The following is an 18,672-nucleotide window of genomic DNA, read 5'->3' as shown; positions in this document are numbered from 1 at the left end:
CCATGGCACTGAACTCTCGCATCGCGGACTGGCGCGGCCGCACGGTCTGGCTGGTGGGCGCCTCTACCGGTATAGGCCGGGCCACCGCATCGGCGCTGCACGCCCGGGGCGCGAAGGTGGTGGTTTCGGCCCGCGGCGTGGATGCGCTTAACACCTTCGTCGACGCCCACCCCGGCGCCCTGGCCCTGCCGCTGGACGTCACCGACGCGAGCGCAGTGAAGGCCGCGGCCTCAACGCTGGCCGCGCAGGATGCGCTGGATTGCGTCGTGTACTGCGCGGGCCACTACCACGCCATGGACGCCGCCCACATGGACCTGGGCGACCTGCTACGCCACAACGAAGTCAATTACCTCGGCGCGCTCTACATGTTGGACGCCGTGGTGCCGCAGCTGCTGGCGCGGTCGCCCCACACGCGAACCGGCCAGCGCGGCCACATCAGCCTGATGGGCAGCGTGGCCGGCTACCGGGGCCTGCCCAACAGCCTGGCCTACGGCCCCACCAAAGCCGCGCTCATCAACCTCACCGAGACCCTGTACCTGGACCTGCACACCCAGGGTGTCGGCGTGTCGCTGATCAATCCCGGCTTTGTCAACACGCCGCTCACGCAACAGAACCAGTTCAAAATGCCCGCCTTGATCAGCCCCGAACAGGCAGCGCGCGAAATACTCAAGGGCTGGGCACGCGGAGAATTTGAAATCCACTTCCCCAAACGTTTCACCCTCTGGATGAAAGCCCTGCGGCTTTTGCCCTATTTCCTATTTTTCGCGGCGACCCGCCGCCTCAGGCAGGCCTAGAAATCCATGAACTTCGCCAACTACGCTGTCGACCGCATTGCAGACACCTTCCAGACCCTCACCCCCGCGGGCGTGGAAACGCTGGGCGCCATCTACGCCCCCGAGGCGCGCTTCAAGGACCCGTTCAACGACGTGCAAGGCCTGGCCGAAATCCAGCGCATTTTTCGCCACATGTACGTGAGCCTGGACAACCCGCACTTCGTCATCACCGGGCGCATCGTGCAAGACACGCAATGCTTCCTGACCTGGGAATTCCACTTTGCCTTCAAACGTTTTCAGCGGGGAAGGGCGCAGTGCATCCTGGGCGGCTCGCACCTGGTGCTGGACGGCGAAGGCCGCATCACGCAGCACCGCGACTACTGGGACGCGGCTGAAGAGCTGTATGAAAAGCTGCCTGTGGTCGGCGGCTTGATGAGATGGTTGAAGCGGCGCGGCAATTCGTGAGCGGGCGGGCGCGGCAAGTCATGTGATGTGAAAGCTGGAGCGGGTGAAGGGAATCGAACCCTCGTATGAAGCTTGGGAAGCTGCCGTTCTACCATTGAACTACACCCGCATCTGGGTGGCTGCTGACGAGCCACTTGTTGCTGAAGCCGCGCCGTGAGCGGGCTCGCGGCGATTTTACACCCCGGTTTCCGCTTTCAAGTGCGCCAGTAAGGCTCAGGCAAGTGCGGCAGCGAAAGCTCGGGCTGGTCCTGCTCTCGCAGCGCCGCCTGCAGGCTGTGCTGCAGTTTGCCGGGCTGGTCCATGCCGGCGCACAGGGTTTCGATGTGGGCCCTAGCCGTCACGCGGTCATTGTGCACGCCGAAGACGGTTTGCGCTTTTTTGAGCCAGTCCAGCCAGTCTTCAACGGCTTTGGCGTCGTAACGGCCGGCGATGAATTCCGTGAGGTAGCGCAGCTTTTTGGCTTTGATGCGCAGGCGGTGCAGGCGTGTGGGGCTCAGGTGTTCCAGCCTGGGCAGCGCTTGCCGCAGCGGGTGTTCCAGTTTGTGCAACTGGTCCGTGAGCGCGTCATAGGGCACGGGCGTTTCGTCGCTGTCCGCCTGCGCGAGGCAGCGGCCCAGTTGCAGCAGCAGGCGCTGGGTGTCGCGCTCCTCAAGGGCGGCCTGGGCCTGCAGGCGGGCGGTGGCCTGTTGCAGGCCGGCGGCCTCCTGCAGCTTTTGCCGCAGGGCCGCATCGTGCAGGCCTTCGGCCAGCGGCGGCCAGGTCTCTTCGATGAAGACGTCCCAGTCGCGCGCGGCGCCCAGGCGCTGGCCCAGCGCGCGCAGGCTGTCCTGCACGGGCGCCAGCGCTTGCTGTTGCCATTGGGCCGCGCGCGCCAGCGGGCCGCAGGCCACGCGCAGCCTTCGCACCGCCACGCGCAGCTGGTGCAGGTATTCGCTGTCGTAGCGGCCGTCTTGCGGCTGGGCCAGGAAGCCGGCTTCATTGGCCTGCCAGTGGGCCAGGGCGGCCTCGATCGCCGTTCGCGCCGCGGCGCGTGCGTCGTCACCCTGGGGCGTGTCCGGCGTGGCGGCCTTGGCGGGCGGCGCCAGGACCGTGCCCTGGGCCAGCCTGCCGCCGCGTTCAGCCTTGCTGTGGTTGTCCAGCACCAGCGGATGGCGTTCGACCAGCAGCAGGGCGAGCGCGAACACAACGTCCACCGGCCCGCCCTTGAGTTCCAGTTCCACTTCGCACAGTGCTTCGCTGTGGTCCCCGGCCAGGATTTCGCCGTGGTCGATGGCGACTTCGATGATGCCGCCCGCGGCGGCTGTGACCTGGCGGATCTCGCGCTCAAAGCGGGTGCGGAATTGGGGCTGTAATTTGTCTTTGAGGGGCGCCAGAACCGACTCAAAAGCCGTGCCGGCCAGCGGCCCCCATTCAAGGGCCGGGCCGGCGACGGCGAACTCGATTTCCTCGCGTTGGTGCAAGCCCGCGCGGCTGCTGCCGCCGCCCTTGGCGGTTTGCAGCCAGTGCTTGCCGTCGCTGCGCAGGCGCAGGCCTATGCCGGCCTGGGCGAGCGCGCGCAGCGGCGTATCAAAGTAGATGTTGTCCAGCTGCTTGCGCGTGGCGCGGGTATGGGCCCACAGCGGGTCCGCGCGCAGCGCGGCCAGTGCGTCGGGGGGCAGCCTCAGCTTGAGTTCGATTTCCATGGCAGTTTGTGCGGCGGCTGGTACGTGGCGGAGCAGCTCATGGTACTGCGCGGCCGACCCTCTGGCGAGGCGGCCGCCGGCCCTCTGGAGTAGTCACAAAGGTGTATCCATAGGTTACTATCGCTCGACCGTGCTTCAGGCCGGTCGCCACCACGTGTGAGCCGCGGTCCTGGGATACAAGAAGCTTGTTTTGAACGAAACCACTTTATTCAGTCCGAGCGAATACACCGCCGCTTTGCTGCTTTACCTGCGCAAGCACCCGGGGTGTGTGCATGCGGCCCGGGCGCTGGAGATGGGACCGGGCAGCGGCGTGGTGATGGCGACGCTGCTGGCGCTGGGCGCGCACAGCGCGCTGGGCATTGAACTCGAAACCCTCGGCGTCCAGGCGACGCGGGAACTGCTGGACCGGGAAGGCCTGCAAGGCAAGGCCAGCCTGGTGCAGGGCGACATGTGGGCGGCCTGCGGGGATGCGCGCTTTGACCTGGTGGTGACCAACCTGCCGCAGTTCGCGGCCGAGCATATCGAGGGCGATGGACGGCTGCCGAGTTGGAGCGCCGGCGGTATCGACGGCCGCCGCAGTGTCGACCCCTTCCTGCAGGGCCTGGCCCGCCACCTGGCGCCCGGCGGCCTGGCCGTCATGACCCACAACGTGTTCCTCGATTTCAGCAAGACACAGGCGATGGCCGAGGCCCTGGGCCTGCAGGCGCGCATCGCCTACTGCGCTTCGGCGCCTTTGCCCGCGCACAAGCAGGCCAGCCTGAGCCCGCAGGTGCTGTCGCGTTTCTTGGGGGAGGGCATCCACAGGATGGGCTCCTACTGGTTTGTCGACTTTGACCTGATTGAAATCAGCTGGAAGCACGAGGAAGCTTGATGCGAATCCGCAGCGTGGTTGAAAGCTGCTTTGCCATGCGCCGCGTGCTGGCCCTCGGCCTGGCACTGCTGTGTTTCAGCGCGGCCGCCCAGGACAGCCGGCCGCCGCAACAGCCGCCGCCCGCGGCCCAGGCCGGCGCGCCGAAAGGCCGGAATTGCGACCAGGCGGTGGATGTGTTGTCGCGCGTGCTGTGCACCAAGACCCTGAGGGTGGGTGTGCGCACCGGCTATCCGCCGTTTGCCTTCGGGGACGCGGCGGGCGCGCTGCAGGGCTTTGAAATCGACCTGGCGCACCAGCTGGCGGGCTCGCTCGGCGTTGAGCCGGCGTTTGTGGTGGTCACGCCCGCCAATCGCCTGGCGCTGCTCGGCGAAGGGCGGGTCGATATGGTCATCGCCACCATGGGCCACACCTTGCAGCGGGACCGTGAAGCCCTGTTCGTGAGGCCGCACTACTACCAGTCGCAGACCATCGTGCTGGGGCGCAAGGAGCTCAAGATCGGCGGCCTGGTCAAACTGCGCGGCCACACCGTCTGCGTGACGGTGGGCAACAGCACCAATGCCGAGCTGTCGGTCAATGGCGCGCGCCTCAAGCTTTTTGACAAGGCCGCCAGCCTGGTCGACGAGCTTCGCCTGGGTGGCTGCTCGCTGGTCGCGCAGGACGACAGCTTTTTTGCGTCTTACCTGCAGCAGCCCGCGTTTGCCGCGACCTACGACACCAAGTTCGGCTTCGCCCCGCTGCCCTGGGGCGCGGCCGTGTCACGCAACGGCGGCGCGCGCCTGGCGGACGCGCTGGCGCTGTCGATTCAGCAGCTGCACATCTCGGGCGCCCTGCAGGCGCTGGCCAAAAAGCACGGGGTGGACTCGCCCTTTCTGGCGCAGCAGCGCCGGCTCTGGTCCGGCAGCAACTGCGCGCAGATCAGCGCCCTGAACGATCCGGCCTGCGTGATGGCGCCGCTGGACAACCAGCTGCAGCCCACCTCCTTCGCGCCCCTGGTCGACCGGCTTGAGAACTTCATCTACCACACCACCGGCACGCGGGTCACGCTGGCCATGTTCAAGACCTGGGTGGCGCTGGACCTTCTGCTGGAAGGGGTCTGGTTCTCCGTGCTGCTGGTGGTGGGCGCCGTGCTGGCGACCTGGGCTTTCGCGCTGGCCTTTGGCGCGGGCCTCACGTCCCGCATGCGCTGGCTGCGCTGGTCCATGCGCTGCGTGCTGTGGCCCATGCAATCGACGCCGCTGATTTTGCTGATGATCCTGGCCGGCGTGGTGGTCGGTGCCATGGGCGCCACCTCGCCGCTGGTCGCGCTGGCCGCCGCGGTGCTGGTGCTGGGCCTGTTCAACGGCAGCAACGCCGGGCAGGCCGTCGCGGAGGCCATGCTCACGCTGCGCGAGGAGCGCGCACCGGCCCGGCCCGGCCTGAGCGCGGCGGTCTACCGGGCCCGCGCGCAAATGGTGGCTTTCATGGTGAACGCCACCCGGGGCAGCCCGGCCGCGTCGGTGATGGGCGTGCCCGAGCTGCTGGCCGCGCTGACCGACGTGGCGTCGTTTTCCAGCGAACGCATCACCACCTACACCTTCCTGCTGATCTTCTACATGCTGCTGGTGGCGGTGGTGCACAAGCTGGCCGACGTGTGGCAGTCGCGGCTGGCCTTGAGCAGGGCTTCCTATGCTTGAGCTGCTGCCGCGCTTTATCCCGGAATTCCTGGCCGCCCTGGTCGTCAATTTCCAGATCGCCGTCTGCGCGCTGCTGGGCGGCATGCTGCTGGGCGCGCCGCTGGCCCTTGCCCGCTTTCGCAACGGCCTGGCCGCCGCGCCGGCCGCCTGGCTGGTCGCGCTGATGCGCACCGTGCCGACCTTTGTGGTGATGTTTTTCCTGGTCAACGTCGTGCCGGCCCTGGGCGCCCTGGGCCACCGGCAGTTCGCGATGACGCCCTGGCTGGCCGTGGTGCTGTCGCTCACGCTGTATGCCGCGGCCTATGTGTCCGACCACGCGGTCGAGGCCATGCGCCAGTTAAGGAGCGGCTCGCCCGTGGCGGCCATGCTGTTTGTGATGGGCCTGGTGCGCGCGTTTTTTGTGATGGTGCTGTCCTCAGGCTTCGGCGCCGCGGTGGGCGTGGTCGAGGCCACCACCGTCACGCTGCGCACCATGGAAACCCTGCCCAAGGTCGGCGACAGGCTGCTGCTGATCGTGCTGGTGATCGTGATCTTCACGGTCTGTTTCCAGCTGATCTACCACCTCATCAACTATTGGCGCGGCAGGCTGAACCAGCGCTTTCACCGGTCCGTGCAGGCGGCGCGGCTGGAAGGGGCCGAGCAGCCCTGAGGGCTTGTTCCCGCAAAGGCCTCAACTCAAGGCCGCAGGTAAGCCCATCCTTCATGCTGCTTCCTCATGATTTCGGTTACGCCGGCGGGCACATAGCTGATGCCGGCGAGCATGTCGTCTTTCGTCAACTTCTGGCCGCGCATGGTGTTTTCGCAGGCGGTGACCTTGATGCCGGCTTTGGCGGCGTCGCCGACGCGCGCGCCGCTGGGCGACTCCAGCTTGAGCATGCCGATGCCGGGGCCGTAGGCGACGATTTCAATGTCGACGTTGGCGGCGCCCACGTCGTCCTGCAGGTTTCTGGCGTTGTTGAGTGCCAGGTTCCACTTGGCTGGGTCGTTGTCGCTGACCTGGATCACGATGCCCTGGCGTTTGGCGCCTGTGGATTGGGCGTAGGCGCCGGGCAGCAAAATGGCGAAGGCCGCCGTGGCGCCGGCCTGGAGTAAGAGTCTGCGGTTCATGGTGAAAGGTCTCCTGAGGGGGAAGGCTCATTTCAACACAACGGCCGTATGAAACAAGCCCCCAAGCTCGTGAGAGGCTTGGGGGGCTTTCAGGGTCGGGGAGAACCGGCGGGCCTTACCGCTTTTGTCTCACGTCGACCTCATTTCCCACCGGTTGCGGGTAGCGGCGCGGCGGGCGCATTGCCGTCCGAGTGGATGTGATGGTCGGGCGCCTTGATCAGCTTGCGGGCAAACACCACTACCTGCCACACAACAAGGGTGCCAATGACGGCCAGCAGGGTTCCGCTGATGGGGCGGTTGACGAACACGCTGAAGCTGCCCCGGCTGAGAAGCATGGCGCGGCGGAAATTTTCCTCCAGCATGGGGCCCAGAATGAAACCCAGCAGGAGTGGCGCGGCCTCCATCTCCAGGCGCAAAAACAAATAGCCCACCAGGCCGAACACGGCTGTGATGTAGATGTCGTCCAGGCTGTTGTTGATGCTGAAGGTGCCGATGCAGCAGAAAAACAGGATGGCCGGAAACAGCACGGTGTAGGGAATCTTGAAGACCGACAGCCAGTAGCGCACCAGGGGCACGTTGAGGATGACAAGAAAGCAGTTGCCCACCCACATACTGGCCACCAGACCCCAGAACAAATCGGGGTGGCTGGCGATCATGTTGGGGCCGGGCTGGATCCCCTTGATGACGAAGGCGGCCATCATCAGGGCCATGACGGCATTTTCGGGAATGCCGATGGCCATGAGCGGGATAAAGCTGGTGCGTGCGGCGGCCTCGTCGGCGGCGGCCTGCCCGGCCACGCCTTCGATGCATCCGGTGCCGATCTCGTGCTTGTATTTGCTGAACTTCTTGTCGGCGGCATAGGCGGCGAACTGGGCAATCGTGGGGCCGCCGCCGGGCAGTATGCCCAGGACCGAGCCGATGATGCTGCCGCGCAGGGCGCTGGGGATGATGCGCTTGAACTCGGGCCAGGTCGGCATGAGCTTGATCTCGCCGTTGAACGGGGTGAGGACGTTTTTGTTGTCGAGATTTTTCACCACCTCGGCAATGCCGAAGCAGCCCAGGGCGATGCTGATCAGGCCAATCCCGTCCATCAGGAAGGGCAGGTCCATGGTGTAGCGCGCAGTGCCGCTGTTCACATCGGTACCCACCATGCCGAGCAGGACGCCGACCATGGCCATGGCCAGGCCGTTGAGCAGGCTGCCGCTGCTGACAAAGCTCACACAGAAAAACCCCAGCAGCATGAGGGCGCAGTAGTCAGCCGGCCCAAACAGGAAGCCCACTTCACCCAGTGGTTGAGCCAGGGTCGAAAGCACCACAATGGCCACGGTGCCGCCAATGAAGCTGGAAATGCCCGCGGTGAACAGGGCCAGGCCGGTCTTTCCCTTGAGCGTCATCTGGTAGCCGTCTATACAGGCGACGATGCTGCTGGCATGCGGGATCTTCATGGTGATGGCGCTCACGCTGTCGCCATATTGGGCCCCGTAGTAAATACCGGCCAGCATGATGAGTGCGCCGCCGGTGGGAATGGAATAAGTCAGGGGCAGCAACAGGCTGATGGTCGACAAAGGACCCAGTCCCGGCAGCAGTCCGATGAGTGTGCCCACCGTGCAGCCAAGGGCGCAATAAAGAAGGTTTTGCCAGGTCAGCGCATGCTCGAAACCCAGCGAGAGGTTATGCAGGATGTCCATCAGTAGAGGGGCAGGCTAAGGCCGAGAAAGTTTTTGAAGGCAAAGGCAACCAGGATCAGACCCACCGAGATCTTGATGTTGCGCACCACGGAATACGACGTACCCGCAAGCGTGGAACAAAACACCAGAAATATGATGGCCAGAATCATGTTGATGTAGTGGGAGATCACTGCAAACCCGACGAGGCTCAGCAGAATGATGGAGATATTTTTGACGCCGTAGTCCAGGGGGACGGGGTCATAGAAGTGCGAGCGCACCACCGTGAGAACGCCAATCACAAACAGCAGGGAGCTCACGATCAGGGGAAACATGCCGGGTCCGGACCGGCTTAATTCGCCTACTGTGTAATTCAGCGACACCCCGCCAAAGAGCAGGGCGATCGCCATGAGGCAGAGACCCCGCACGAAGTTACGGTTCTTCATGTTCATAGGGGTTTGCTCCATGGCTGCGCCGCTGCGGGCGTTGTCACAAACGGGGGGTGAGTCATCCGTGTCTCCTTGGTGGTGGCCCTGCCTTTGGCTGGTGCACAAGCTGCAACCGGCTGGGGGCGTTTGGGATGGAGCGGATGTTAGGAAGCGAGGCTTCCAATCGGCTTTCGTTTTACGCAGCCGAACTCAAAATACGTGTTATCACTAACAGGGCCGGTGGCGCCTGCGGCACCGCCGGCCACGGCTCAACCGTGTGCGTTCAGCCCTGGGGATCGGACGCCAGCGGCAGCCGCAGGATGGCGCGCAAGCCGGAGCCGGAGCCAGCATCGGCCAGCTCGATGTCGCCACCGTTGCGCCTGGCATAGGCGCGTGCGATGGCCATACCGAGCCCGGCGCCGCGCGCGCCTTTTACCGTTGGGCCGGCCGAGTGAAAGCGTTCAAACACTTCTGCGTGCCGCGCTTTGGCTATGCCCGGGCCGTCGTCGCGCACCTCGGCAAGCGCCGCGCCATCGCCGGCGCTCACCTTCACGGTGATGTGCCCACCCGGCGGGGTGTAGACAATGGCGTTGTGCACCAGGTTGGACAGCGCCTCGTGCAGTTCGGCGCCGCGAGCCAGTACCGGGACTGCAGGGTTTTTGTGCAGCGCGTCGGGCACGGGTGCATCTTCAGCCGCGTCCAGGCCCAGGTCCTGGTTTTTCTCATGGGCCAGCGCCAGGTGCTGCAGCACCACGTCCCGCGCGATGCTGTTGAGGTCCACGACGGCAGGCGCGTCTTCGGATGGCGCACCGTCGCTCGCATGGGCCAGCGACAGCAGTTGCTCGCACAGACGCCGGCTGCGCGAGATCTGCACGACCATGGCGCGCAAGGTCGTGTGAAGCTGCTCAGGGTCTTTTTCGCGCAGCGCGACGCCGGCCTGCGTCAGCATGATGGCCAGCGGTGTGCGCAGCTGGTGCGATGCGTCGGCCAGGAATTGCGATTGTTGCTCAAGCAAATCGCGGTAGCTGGCCAGGTGCTGGTTGACGGCGTCGACCAGCGGTGCCACTTCATGCGGCACGTTGGTGGTGTCCAGCGGCTTGAGGTCGCGGCCTTTGTTTTCCAACACGGTTTTGCGCAGGCGCTCCAGCGGCCGCAGGGACCAGGTCACACCCAGCCAGACCAGCAGGATCATCACCAGCACCATGCGGGTGTCGCGTATCAACTCCTGCCGCAGCGTGGCCGCCTGCGCCCGGTCGCGTGGTTCGGTGCTTTCGGCCACCTGGATCAGCAGGTCAAAGGCCTGGCCACGCTCGTCAAGCACTTTGCTTTGAAGGGCCACCACACGCACTGCATGGTCCCGGTAGTCGCTGTCGTACCAGACCACGGGGGAGGCGATAGAAGAGGGCGAGGGGGCCTGCTGCGGCGGTGCAGGCAGGTCGGTTGCGCCTAGCAAGGTCACCTCACTTGCAGAACCCGCCCCTTGCGGCGTCAATCCGATATGCAGGTACTTTTGCAGCGGGCCGGCGGCATCGACCACCGCCTGTACCGCAAGTGGCGCGTTCAGGTGCAGCAAGCCGTCCGGACCCACCGACAGGCTGCCGCGCAGCACATGGACGGATTCGAGCATGGCCTGGTCGTAGGCGTCCTGCACCTGGCCGCGTAGTGCGCGGTAGTCGTTCCAGCTGTCCAGGGCCAGCAAGCCCAGGATGGCCGGGAGCAGCAGCGTCAACAGGCGTGCGCGTATGCCGAAGCGGTCCGGGTCAGTCCGCAGTATCTGCATGTGTGAGGCTTAGAGGCGCGTCAAGCTTGAGCTGCCGGATTTGCGCAAAGTCATCGGTGCGCAGCGCAAGGCGCAGGTCGCCGTCGCCCATGCTGAAGCATGGGTAAGGACTGCAACGCGGCGATGTGCGGCGAGGACGAGTGCAAAACGACAGATCATGCTTGATGCGCCTCCAGCATGTAGCCCAGGCCGCGCACGGTGACGATGCGCACGTCGCCGCCGTCGAGCTTGCGGCGCAGCCGGTGCAGCACCAGCTCAATGGCGTCAGGGCCGGCATTGCTGTCGGCCGGAAAAACCTTGGCTGAGAGTTGCGACTTTTCTACCGGCGAGCCGCTGCGCGCCAGCAGCACCGACAACGCGGCGCCCTCGCGCGGCGTGAGCTGCAGCAGCGTGCCGGCCAATGTGAAGGCGCGGCTGTCGTGGGCGCATGAGAGCGAACCGCACTGCAGCGGCGCGTGCGAGCGCCCCCGGCTGCGCCGAACCAGCGCGGCGATGCGGGCCTCGAGCTCTTCAATCGCAAAGGGTTTGGTCAGGAAGTCGTCGGCTCCGACGTTCAGGCCTTTGACCCGGTCTTGAAGCGAGCCCTGCGCGGTCAGCACCAGTACGGGCGTGCGGTTGCCTGCCTTGCGAATGTCGGCCAGCAGGTTCAGCCCATGTTTGTCGGGCAGCCGCAGGTCGAGCACGATTGCGTCGTAGTCATTGCCAGCCAGCAGTGACTCGGCGGTGCCGGCGTCCGGCGCATGGTCGGGCACAAAGCCGCTTTGCTTGAATGCGCGCACCAGCCACGAGGCCATCTCGGCTTCGTCTTCCACAAGCAGCAGGCGCATGTTGGTTCGATTCGCTGTTTGCTGTGAGTGAATCGGTTCAGCGCTGAATGTCCCCAAGGCACAGGTACTTCATCTCCAGGTATTCCTCCATGCCATGGCGGGAGCCCTCGCGGCCCAGGCCCGACTGCTTCACGCCGCCAAAAGGCACATGTTCAGTGGCGATCACGCCGGCATTGATGCCGACCATGCCGTATTCCAGCGCCTCGGCCACGCGGTAGATGCGGCCGATGTCGCGGCTGTAGAAATAGCTGGCCAGGCCGAACTCGGTGTTGTTGGCGGCGTCAATTGCCTCCTGCTCTTTCTGGAAGCGGAACACCGGAGCGAAAGGGCCGAAGGTTTCTTCGCGGGCGCAGAGCATGTCGGCGGTGGCTTCGGAGATCACGGTCGGCTCAAAGAACTGGCCCTTGATCTTGTGACCACCCGCAAGCAGTTTTCCGCCTTTGGCCATCGCGTCATCCACATGGCGCTGCACCTTGTCGACAGCGGCGTCCTCGATCAGCGGGCCCTGCACCACGCCGTCCTCAAAGCCGTTGCCGACTTTCAGCTGTTTGACCTTGGCTGCGAATTTCTCGACGAACTGGTCGTACACGCCATCCTGCACATAAATGCGGTTGGCGCAGACGCATGTCTGGCCTGCGTTGCGGTATTTACTGGCCATGGCGCCTTCCACGGCCGAATCCACGTCGGCGTCGTCGAACACGATGAAGGGGGCATTGCCGCCCAGTTCCAGCGCCAGTTTCTTGATGGAGGGCGCGCTTTGCGCCATCAGGATGCGGCCAACTTCGGTGGAGCCGGTGAAGCTGATGTGGCGCACCACGTCACTCGCGCAGAACACCTTGCCCACGGCAATGCTGTTGGCGCTGTCGGCTGTCAGCACGTTGAGCACGCCGGCCGGAATGCCGGCACGAATGGCCAGTTCGGCGGCGGCCAGGGCCGTCAGCGGTGTGAGCTCGGCCGGCTTGATGACCACGGGGCAGCCGGCGGCGAGAGCCGGGGCGACTTTGCGGGTGATCATGGCGAGCGGGAAGTTCCAGGGCGTGATGGCCGCGCACACGCCGATCGGCTGCTTGATGACCATCAGGCGGCGGTTGTTGTCGAACTGGGGCAGGGTCTCACCGTTGACGCGCTTGGCTTCCTCGGCAAACCACTCGACAAAACTCGCACCGTAGGCGATTTCGCCTTTGGCCTCGGCAAAGGGCTTGCCCTGCTCGGCGGTCATGATGCGGCCCAGGTCTTCCTGGTTGGCCATCAGCAGCTGGTACCACTTGAGCAGGATGGCGTGGCGCTCCTTGCCGGTCTTGCTGCGCCATGCGGGCCAGGCCGCGTTGGCCGCGGCAATGGCGGCTTCGGCATCCTGGGCGCCCAGGTTGGCCACATCGGCCAGCTTCAGGCCGGTGGCCGGGTCATTGACATCAAAGCGGGATGAACCGGCGACCCACTGGCCATTGATCAGGGCGTCGGTCTTGAAAATGCTGAGGTCTTTGAGAAGGGAGATGGGGGAGGTTTTCATGTCCATGAAGATGTCCTGAAAAGGTGGGCGTGTTTGCGGGTATCTGGGTAATGGGGTTGATTTTGACTGCTTTCGGATCGGGGTGCTTTGGGGCCGCTCGTTCCCCCGGTGCCAATGAGGGGCGACGCCGTCACCCGCTGTTGGCGATCCTGCAAGGGCATGGCATCACAAATGCCTGTCAGCCCCGGCGCCCGCGTAACCACTCGAGGAACAGCAAAAGCGCCGTGGTGAACAGGATCAACAATGTGGCGACGGCCGCGATCGTCGGTGAAATGTTTTCCCGGATGCCGGTGAACATCTGCCTCGGCAGCGTGGCCTGGTCCGCGCCTGCCAGGAACAGCGTGACCACTACTTCGTCAAACGAGGTGGCAAATGCAAACAGCGCGCCCGAGATGACACCCGGAGCGATAACGGGCAGGGTGATCCTGAAAAACGTTCGCAACGGGGTCTCGCCAAGGCTGAGCGAGGCGCGCACCAGGTTGTGGTTAAAGCCCGCAAGCGTTGCGAGTACGGTGGTCAGCACAAAAGGCGCACCCAGTGCGGCATGCACCACGATCAGCCCGAAGTAGCTGTCGGCGAGGCCCAGCGGGGCGAAATACAGGTAGGTGGCCACGCCGACGACAACGATGGGCACCACCATGGGCGCGATGAGGATGCCCATGAGAAGGCTCTTGAACCGGAAGTTCGTTCGGGACAAGCCGACAGCCGCCAAGGTACCCAGCGCGGTGGCGATCAGTGTTGCGGCGGGGGCCACGATGAAACTGTTTTTGGCAGCCCTGGCCCATTCAGGCGAATCCAGCAGGTTGCGATACCACTTCAGTGACCAGCCCGGAATGGGATAGCTCAGAAAAGAGCTGTCGGAGAAAGACAGCGGCACCATGACCAGGATGGGCGCCAGCAGAAAAACCAGAATGGCGACGCAGGCGGCGCGCACCAGCCACCAGCCGGCCTTGTCTGCCAGTGTGGCATAGCGGGGAAAGGCGGGCCCTTTGATTTTGAACATGGTGAATTGGGGTCTGGGTCTGAAAAGAGGGATGTCAACCAATGCTGAGTTCGGCCTTGCCGATGCGCCGGTAAACGCTGTAAAGAAGCATCGTGGCCGTCAGCAGCACGGCACCCAGCGCGCAGGCCATGCCCCAATTGACTTCGACGTTGGTGTAGCGGGCGATGTAATAGCTCAGCATCTGGTCATCCGCACCACCGAGCAGGGCAGGGGTGACGTAATAGCCGATCGACAGGATGAACACCAGCAGCGCGCCTGCGCTGATGCCGGGATAGGTCTGCGGCACATACACCCGAAAGAAGGCAGAAAGGGGTGCGCTGCCCAGCGACACGGCGGCCCGCACATACGTTGCGGGTACGTTCTTCATCACGCTGTAAAGCGGCAGGATCATGAAGGGCAGCAGGATGTGCACCATGGCAATCACCACGCCTGCGCGGTTGAACAGCAACGCCAGGGGGCTGTCTATGAGGCCGATACCCATCAGCCCCCGGTTGACCAGGCCTTCGGATTGCAGCAGCACAATCCAGGCCGCCACGCGCACCAGAATCGATGTCCAGAAAGGCACCAGCACCAGGATCATCAGCAGGTTGGCCTTGCGTGCCGGCAACGAGGCCAGCCACCAGGCCAGGGGGTAGCCCAGCGCCAGGCAAAAAACCGTGACCAGAAAACTGATCTGAAAGGTGCGCAGCAAAATGGCGCCGAAAGCGCGCTGGTCCGGCGGCATGCGTTCCACCTCGCCCTTGCTGTCGCGTCGCAGGTCTACCGACGCCAGCAGATAGTCGGGCGTCCAGCGGGAACTGTTTTTGGCAATCGCTTGCCAGAAGAGGGGTTCCGCCCAGCGTGGGTCGAGCTGGAGCAGCCTGGCCTGCATTTCTTCAGGCGAGCCCGTGACAGGCAGCGCACGATAGGTCCCCATGACAAGGGAGCGCGCACCCGGCACTTCGGAGTTGAGGCGACGTGCCAGTGCACCGGCATCTGAACTGTCAGAAAGATGGCCCAGGTCTTCTACCAGTGCTGCATAACTTGCAGGGCCGGGGGGCGTCTGGGCGTTCCAGTCCTTGAGGCTTTGCGCCGTCCGGGGCAGCGCCCGCGCCACCTCCGGATTTTCAACGGCGCGTTGCAACAGGGCCGCAATCGGCACCAGCAAGGTCAGCAGCAAAAACACCAGCAAGGGCACTGTGAGTGCAAAGGCGCGCCATTTTCGACGAGCGTCTGCGCGCGACAGCGCCTGACGCAATGTGACGGCGTCATTGCCCTGAAGGGCGCCCTGGCTGGTGATGCTGCTCATGGGGTGCTTGCTCCGCCGGCTTATTGCGTCGCCCAGGCAGCAAAGCGTTTTTCAAGCGCCTCGCCCTGGTCGGCCCAGAAGCCGACATTCATCTGGATGGCCTCTTTGGCATTGGCCGGCGACGTTGGCAGATCGTCCAGCACCTTCTTGTCGAGCTTGGCCAAAGCCTGGTTGTTGACGGGGCCGTAGGCAATGTTCTGCGCATAGACGGCCTGGGTGGCAGGCTGGCTGGCAAAGGCGATGAATTTCATCGATGCGTCCTTGTTGGGCGCGCCTTTGGGAATGACCCAGTAGTCCAGGTCGTAGATGCCGCCGGGCCAGTAGATCTTCAGGTTGCGGCCTTCGCGGTTGGCGGCGTCGATGCGGCCGTTGTAGACGGTGCTGAGGGCGACGTCACCGGCCACGAGGAACTGGGCGGGCTGGGCGCCGGCTTCCCACCACTGGATGCTGGGCTTGAGCTCTGTCAGCTTGCGAAATGCGCGGTCGGCTCCGTCCTTGGTGGCCAGGACTTTGTAGACGTCGGCGGGTTTGACGCCGTCAGCCAGCAGTGCAAATTCCAGGTTGTAGCGGGCTCCCTTGCGCATGCCGCGCTTGCCGGGGATCTTCTTGACGTCCCAGAAATCGGCCCAGCTCGTGGGGGCGGTTTTGACCTTGTCAGCGTTCCAGGCCATCACGGTGGACCACACAAAAACGCCCACACCGCATTCCTTCACGGCCGCCGGCAGGAAGTCTGCTTTGGGGCCGATCTTGCTGAAGTCGATTTTTTCAAACAATCCTTCATCGCAACCGCGCTGCACATCGGGTGCTTCGACCTCGACCACATCCCAGGTAACTTTTTTCGTCTCGACCATGGCTTTGATCTTGGCCTGCTCGCCGTTGTATTCCACGGCAACGACCTTGGTACCTGCTTTTTCGAAGGGCTCGTAGTAGGCTTTTTTCTGCGCATTGGCATTGGCGCCGCCGAAGTTCACGACGGTGATCTGCTGCTGTGCGAACGCGGGTACGGCCAGGCACGAAGCCATGGCAAGGGCGATGATGTTTTTCTTCATGGTGCTATTTCCTCGGTGGTTGATAAAGGCGGAAGGGAACGTTGAAAATGGTGAAAAGAGAAAGCGGCTACACCGCATAAATCCGCGTAAATGCGGGCGGAAATTCGAGATGCACCGCTTCGCCCGGTTGCGGCGGCGGCTGGCCGTTCAACAGGGTGAGCGGCAGCTTGACCGTCGCTTCCGGCTGGCCGGCGCCGATGTCGCACAGCAGCCGCAGGTGGTCGCCGAAATAGATGATGCGGGCCACGCGGGCCGGTAGCACGCCGGCAGGTGATGCCGGCACCTGACGATGCAACACAATGCGCTCCGGCCGGATATAGGCTTCGACCTGCGCGCCAGCAGCCGCCCGATTCACGTTGGTGCCGCCCAGAACGCGGCCATCCGGCAATTCGATGCCTGTGGCATTTCCCTTGCCCTTGAGTACCGTGCTGTCTCCGACGAAACCGGCGACAAAACGGTTGGAGGGCGTTTCATACAACGCCTCTACCGGCGCCAGCTGCTGGATCGCACCATCGTTGAAGACCGCCACCCGGTCGCTCATCGTCAAGGCTTCCCCCTGGTCATGCGTGACATAGACAAACGTGACGCCCAGCTGCTTGTGTAGCTCCTTCAACTCGATCTGCATGTGCTCACGCAGCTGCTTGTCGAGCGCGCCCAGAGGTTCATCCATCAGCACCAGCTGGGGCTCGAACACCAGCGCCCGCGCCAGGGCAACGCGCTGCTGCTGGCCACCCGACAGCTGCCCGGGCAGGCGGTCCGACATGCCCGACAGGCGAACCATGTCGAGCGCACGCTGTACGCGGCTGGCCTGGTCGCTCTTGGACACCTTGCGCACCGTGAGCGGATAGGCCACGTTTTGGCCCACCGTGAGATGCGGAAACAGCGCATAGTTCTGGAACACCATGCCGAAGTTGCGTTTGTGCGGCGGTGTGCCGGTGATCTGCGAGCCGTTGAGGAAAATTTCTCCGGCGGTCGGCGATTCAAAGCCGGCCAGCATCATCAGCGTGGTGGTCTTCCCCGAGCCGGACGGCCCCAGCAGGCTCAGGAATTCCCCGCGATGAATGTCGAGGTCGAGTTGCTGCACGACCAGCTGCTCGCCGTCATAGGTTTTCTGCACGCCAGAAAAGCGCACAAGGACATCGTTATCAGTCATCGTTTTTCCTGAGCTGTCCACGGAGATCAGCGCGATGCGGCGAGGCTGTCGGCCAGGATTTGCAGGCCTTCGTCCAGCAGGGCGTCTGCGGCCGTGAGGGGAACGAGAATCCTGATCACGTTACCGTAGGTGCCGCATGAGAGCAATATCAATCCACGCCGGGCGGCTTCGGCCACCACGCGTTTGGTCAGCGCCGCATCGGGGCGGGCTGGGTCCCCGTTTTCAAAAAGCTCTATGGCCACCATGGCACCCAGGCCTCGCACGTCGCCGATAGAGGTTTGTTTTTTTGCAATCGCGTGCAGGCCTTTGACCAGATGGGCGCCCAGCGTCTTGCTGCGTTCCAGGAGTTTTTCTTTCTCAAAGGCCTTGAGCACAGCCAGCGCTGCCGCGCACCCAATGGGGCTGCCTGCGTAGGTGCCGCCCAGGCCCCCGGGGCCGGGTGCATCCATGACCTCGGCGCGGCCGACCAGGCCTGATATGGGAAAGCCACCCGCCATGGACTTGGCGATGGCAATCAGGTCGGGCGCCACGGGCCACTGTTCGCTGGCATACCAGGTGCCTGTGCGGCCGGCACCGGTCTGGACTTCGTCGGCGATGAGCAGGATGCCGTGCCGGTCGGCAAGCGCCTTCAGGCGGCTGATGAACTCCGGCGGAGCGATGTAGAAGCCTCCTTCACCTTGCACCGGCTCAATGATGAACGCCGCCACGCGCTCGGGTTCCACATCGTTTTTGAGGATCTGTTCAACCGAGTGCAGCGCCTGGTCGATGCTCACGCCGTGCAGCGCATTGGGGTATTCGGCATGGAACACTTCGCCGGGAAAGGGGCCGAACCCCAGCTTGTAGGGCGCTACCTTGCCGGTCATGCCCAGTGTCATGTTGGTCCGGCCGTGGTAGCCGCCGGTAAAGGCAATGATGCCGGGGCGCTTGGTGTAGGACCGCGCCACCTTGACTGCGTTCTCGACCGCTTCGGCGCCTGTGGTCAGCAGCAGGGTCTTTTTGGCGAAATTTCCGGGTGCCAGGGCATTGAGCTTCTCGGCCAGTTCAACGTAGGGCTCATAAGCGACGACCTGAAAGCAGGTGTGCGTGTAGAGGTCGAGCTGGGCCTTGACGGCGGCAATGACTTCGCTATGCAGGTGGCCGGTGTTGAGGACGGCGATGCCGCCGGCGAAGTCGATGTAGCGGCGGCCTTCAACGTCCCACAGTTCGGCGTTTTTGGCCCGGCTGACAAAAATCTCGTGGGCCTGGCCTACGCCGCGCGTCACGGCGGCTTGGCGGCGCGCCATCAGGGCGGCGTTGCTGGAAGTCTGGTTTGGCTGCATGGTGAAGGATTTCTGGTTGGGGAAAAGAGATGGATGGACTTTAGAAGCCGGGGCAAGGGCCGTCCATGTACACCGCCGCG

Annotated in this window: 17 protein-coding genes and 1 tRNA gene; 5 read left to right on the top strand and 13 right to left on the bottom strand. The window is 64.1% G+C overall.

The window, feature by feature from the left end:
• Nucleotides 1-2: 2 nt before the first annotated feature.
• Both AC1DYR_RS02905 and AC1DYR_RS02900 read left to right on the top strand, forming a co-directional pair.
• Nucleotides 3-794, top strand: coding sequence for an SDR family NAD(P)-dependent oxidoreductase (locus AC1DYR_RS02905; RefSeq protein WP_477703750.1), 792 nt, complete (start codon nt 3-5; stop codon nt 792-794).
• A gap of 6 nt (nt 795-800) precedes the next feature.
• The gene (locus AC1DYR_RS02900; protein WP_477703749.1) at nt 801-1,238 is read left to right on the top strand and encodes a nuclear transport factor 2 family protein; all 438 of its coding nucleotides are present in this window, start codon (nt 801-803) and stop codon (nt 1,236-1,238) included.
• 35 nt (nt 1,239-1,273) lie between these two features.
• Here the strand turns inward: AC1DYR_RS02900 and AC1DYR_RS02895 are convergent.
• Together AC1DYR_RS02895 and AC1DYR_RS02890 are read right to left on the bottom strand one after the other, a co-directional pair.
• Nucleotides 1,274-1,347 (bottom strand) — tRNA-Gly (locus AC1DYR_RS02895).
• A gap of 85 nt (nt 1,348-1,432) precedes the next feature.
• Nucleotides 1,433-2,920, bottom strand: coding sequence for a CYTH and CHAD domain-containing protein (locus AC1DYR_RS02890; protein WP_477703748.1), 1,488 nt, complete (start codon nt 2,918-2,920; stop codon nt 1,433-1,435).
• Nucleotides 2,921-3,110: 190 nt separating this feature from the next.
• Here AC1DYR_RS02890 and AC1DYR_RS02885 point away from each other — a divergent pair, with 190 nt between their 5' ends.
• Genes AC1DYR_RS02885 through AC1DYR_RS02875 form a run of 3 tightly spaced genes read left to right on the top strand, consistent with a single transcriptional unit; the run spans nt 3,111 to nt 6,113 of the window.
• Nucleotides 3,111-3,791, top strand: coding sequence for a methyltransferase (locus AC1DYR_RS02885; protein ID WP_477703747.1), 681 nt, complete (start codon nt 3,111-3,113; stop codon nt 3,789-3,791).
• Nucleotides 3,791-5,464 carry a transporter substrate-binding domain-containing protein gene (locus tag AC1DYR_RS02880; RefSeq protein ID WP_477703746.1) on the top strand — a complete coding sequence of 558 codons (1,674 nt, stop codon included), beginning with the start codon at nt 3,791-3,793 and terminating at the stop codon, nt 5,462-5,464. Before AC1DYR_RS02885 ends, AC1DYR_RS02880 begins: the two co-directional genes overlap by 1 nt.
• Nucleotides 5,457-6,113, top strand: a complete 657-nt coding sequence (locus tag AC1DYR_RS02875; protein ID WP_477703745.1) for an ABC transporter permease subunit — start codon at nt 5,457-5,459, stop codon at nt 6,111-6,113. Before AC1DYR_RS02880 ends, AC1DYR_RS02875 begins: the two co-directional genes overlap by 8 nt.
• 26 nt (nt 6,114-6,139) lie before the next feature.
• Here the strand turns inward: AC1DYR_RS02875 and AC1DYR_RS02870 are convergent, their stop codons facing one another.
• The 11 genes from AC1DYR_RS02870 to gabT all read right to left on the bottom strand — a co-directional run bounded on the left by AC1DYR_RS02870 (nt 6,140) and on the right by gabT (nt 18,592).
• Nucleotides 6,140-6,571: a DsrE family protein gene (locus tag AC1DYR_RS02870; RefSeq protein ID WP_477703744.1), complete on the bottom strand. Its 432-nt coding sequence runs from the start codon at nt 6,569-6,571 to the stop codon at nt 6,140-6,142.
• 140 nt (nt 6,572-6,711) lie between these two features.
• Nucleotides 6,712-8,259 (bottom strand): tripartite tricarboxylate transporter permease, encoded by a 1,548-nt coding sequence (locus AC1DYR_RS02865; protein WP_477703743.1) that lies wholly within the window; start codon nt 8,257-8,259, stop codon nt 6,712-6,714.
• Nucleotides 8,259-8,681 (bottom strand): tripartite tricarboxylate transporter TctB family protein, encoded by a 423-nt coding sequence (locus AC1DYR_RS02860; RefSeq protein WP_477704124.1) that lies wholly within the window; start codon nt 8,679-8,681, stop codon nt 8,259-8,261. The genes AC1DYR_RS02865 and AC1DYR_RS02860 overlap by 1 nt, the downstream gene beginning before the upstream one ends.
• 265 nt (nt 8,682-8,946) lie before the next feature.
• Nucleotides 8,947-10,443 carry a sensor histidine kinase gene (locus tag AC1DYR_RS02855; RefSeq protein ID WP_477703742.1) on the bottom strand — a complete coding sequence of 499 codons (1,497 nt, stop codon included), beginning with the start codon at nt 10,441-10,443 and terminating at the stop codon, nt 8,947-8,949.
• 155 nt (nt 10,444-10,598) lie between these two features.
• On the bottom strand, nt 10,599-11,270 hold the full coding sequence (locus AC1DYR_RS02850) for a response regulator (protein WP_477703741.1): 672 nt from the start codon (nt 11,268-11,270) through the stop codon (nt 10,599-10,601).
• 37 nt (nt 11,271-11,307) lie between these two features.
• Nucleotides 11,308-12,786: an NAD-dependent succinate-semialdehyde dehydrogenase gene (locus AC1DYR_RS02845; RefSeq protein WP_477703740.1), complete on the bottom strand. Its 1,479-nt coding sequence runs from the start codon at nt 12,784-12,786 to the stop codon at nt 11,308-11,310.
• A gap of 172 nt (nt 12,787-12,958) precedes the next feature.
• A complete protein-coding gene (locus tag AC1DYR_RS02840) occupies nt 12,959-13,783 on the bottom strand; it encodes an ABC transporter permease (RefSeq protein ID WP_477699892.1) in 825 nt (274 codons plus the stop codon).
• A gap of 34 nt (nt 13,784-13,817) precedes the next feature.
• Complete coding sequence (locus tag AC1DYR_RS02835; RefSeq protein WP_477703739.1) at nt 13,818-15,071, bottom strand: ABC transporter permease; 1,254 nt, start codon at nt 15,069-15,071, stop codon at nt 13,818-13,820.
• 20 nt (nt 15,072-15,091) lie between these two features.
• A complete protein-coding gene (locus AC1DYR_RS02830; RefSeq protein ID WP_477673368.1) occupies nt 15,092-16,120 on the bottom strand; it encodes an ABC transporter substrate-binding protein in 1,029 nt (342 codons plus the stop codon).
• 67 nt (nt 16,121-16,187) lie between these two features.
• Complete coding sequence (locus AC1DYR_RS02825; protein ID WP_477703738.1) at nt 16,188-17,273, bottom strand: ABC transporter ATP-binding protein; 1,086 nt, start codon at nt 17,271-17,273, stop codon at nt 16,188-16,190.
• A gap of 26 nt (nt 17,274-17,299) precedes the next feature.
• Nucleotides 17,300-18,592 carry a 4-aminobutyrate--2-oxoglutarate transaminase gene (gene gabT / locus AC1DYR_RS02820; protein WP_477703737.1) on the bottom strand — a complete coding sequence of 431 codons (1,293 nt, stop codon included), beginning with the start codon at nt 18,590-18,592 and terminating at the stop codon, nt 17,300-17,302.
• Nucleotides 18,593-18,672 lie beyond the last annotated feature (80 nt).

It is taken from the genome of Polaromonas sp. P1_F9 (assembly GCF_056405615.1).
The sequence above is the reverse complement of the archived record's forward strand: the minus strand, read 5'-3'. Positions and strand labels throughout refer to the sequence as shown.

Bases quoted from the DNA above. Each gene is read 5' to 3' on its own strand.
- AC1DYR_RS02870 (WP_477703744.1), bottom strand. From the start codon at position 6,571: ATGAACCGCAGACTCTTACTCCAGGCCGGCGCCACGGCGGCCTTCGCC.
- AC1DYR_RS02825 (WP_477703738.1), bottom strand. From the start codon at position 17,273: ATGACTGATAACGATGTCCTTGTGCGCTTTTCTGGCGTGCAGAAAACC.
- gabT (WP_477703737.1), bottom strand. From the start codon at position 18,592: ATGCAGCCAAACCAGACTTCCAGCAACGCCGCCCTGATGGCGCGCCGC.
- AC1DYR_RS02840 (WP_477699892.1), bottom strand. From the start codon at position 13,783: ATGTTCAAAATCAAAGGGCCCGCCTTTCCCCGCTATGCCACACTGGCA.
- AC1DYR_RS02830 (WP_477673368.1), bottom strand. From the start codon at position 16,120: ATGAAGAAAAACATCATCGCCCTTGCCATGGCTTCGTGCCTGGCCGTA.
- AC1DYR_RS02835 (WP_477703739.1), bottom strand. From the start codon at position 15,071: ATGAGCAGCATCACCAGCCAGGGCGCCCTTCAGGGCAATGACGCCGTC.
- AC1DYR_RS02850 (WP_477703741.1), bottom strand. From the start codon at position 11,270: ATGCGCCTGCTGCTTGTGGAAGACGAAGCCGAGATGGCCTCGTGGCTG.
- AC1DYR_RS02880 (WP_477703746.1), top strand. From the start codon at position 3,791: ATGCGAATCCGCAGCGTGGTTGAAAGCTGCTTTGCCATGCGCCGCGTG.
- AC1DYR_RS02900 (WP_477703749.1), top strand. From the start codon at position 801: ATGAACTTCGCCAACTACGCTGTCGACCGCATTGCAGACACCTTCCAG.
- AC1DYR_RS02865 (WP_477703743.1), bottom strand. From the start codon at position 8,259: ATGGACATCCTGCATAACCTCTCGCTGGGTTTCGAGCATGCGCTGACC.
- AC1DYR_RS02875 (WP_477703745.1), top strand. From the start codon at position 5,457: ATGCTTGAGCTGCTGCCGCGCTTTATCCCGGAATTCCTGGCCGCCCTG.
- AC1DYR_RS02860 (WP_477704124.1), bottom strand. From the start codon at position 8,681: ATGAAGAACCGTAACTTCGTGCGGGGTCTCTGCCTCATGGCGATCGCC.
- AC1DYR_RS02855 (WP_477703742.1), bottom strand. From the start codon at position 10,443: ATGCAGATACTGCGGACTGACCCGGACCGCTTCGGCATACGCGCACGC.
- AC1DYR_RS02845 (WP_477703740.1), bottom strand. From the start codon at position 12,786: ATGGACATGAAAACCTCCCCCATCTCCCTTCTCAAAGACCTCAGCATT.
- AC1DYR_RS02890 (WP_477703748.1), bottom strand. From the start codon at position 2,920: ATGGAAATCGAACTCAAGCTGAGGCTGCCCCCCGACGCACTGGCCGCG.
- AC1DYR_RS02905 (WP_477703750.1), top strand. From the start codon at position 3: ATGGCACTGAACTCTCGCATCGCGGACTGGCGCGGCCGCACGGTCTGG.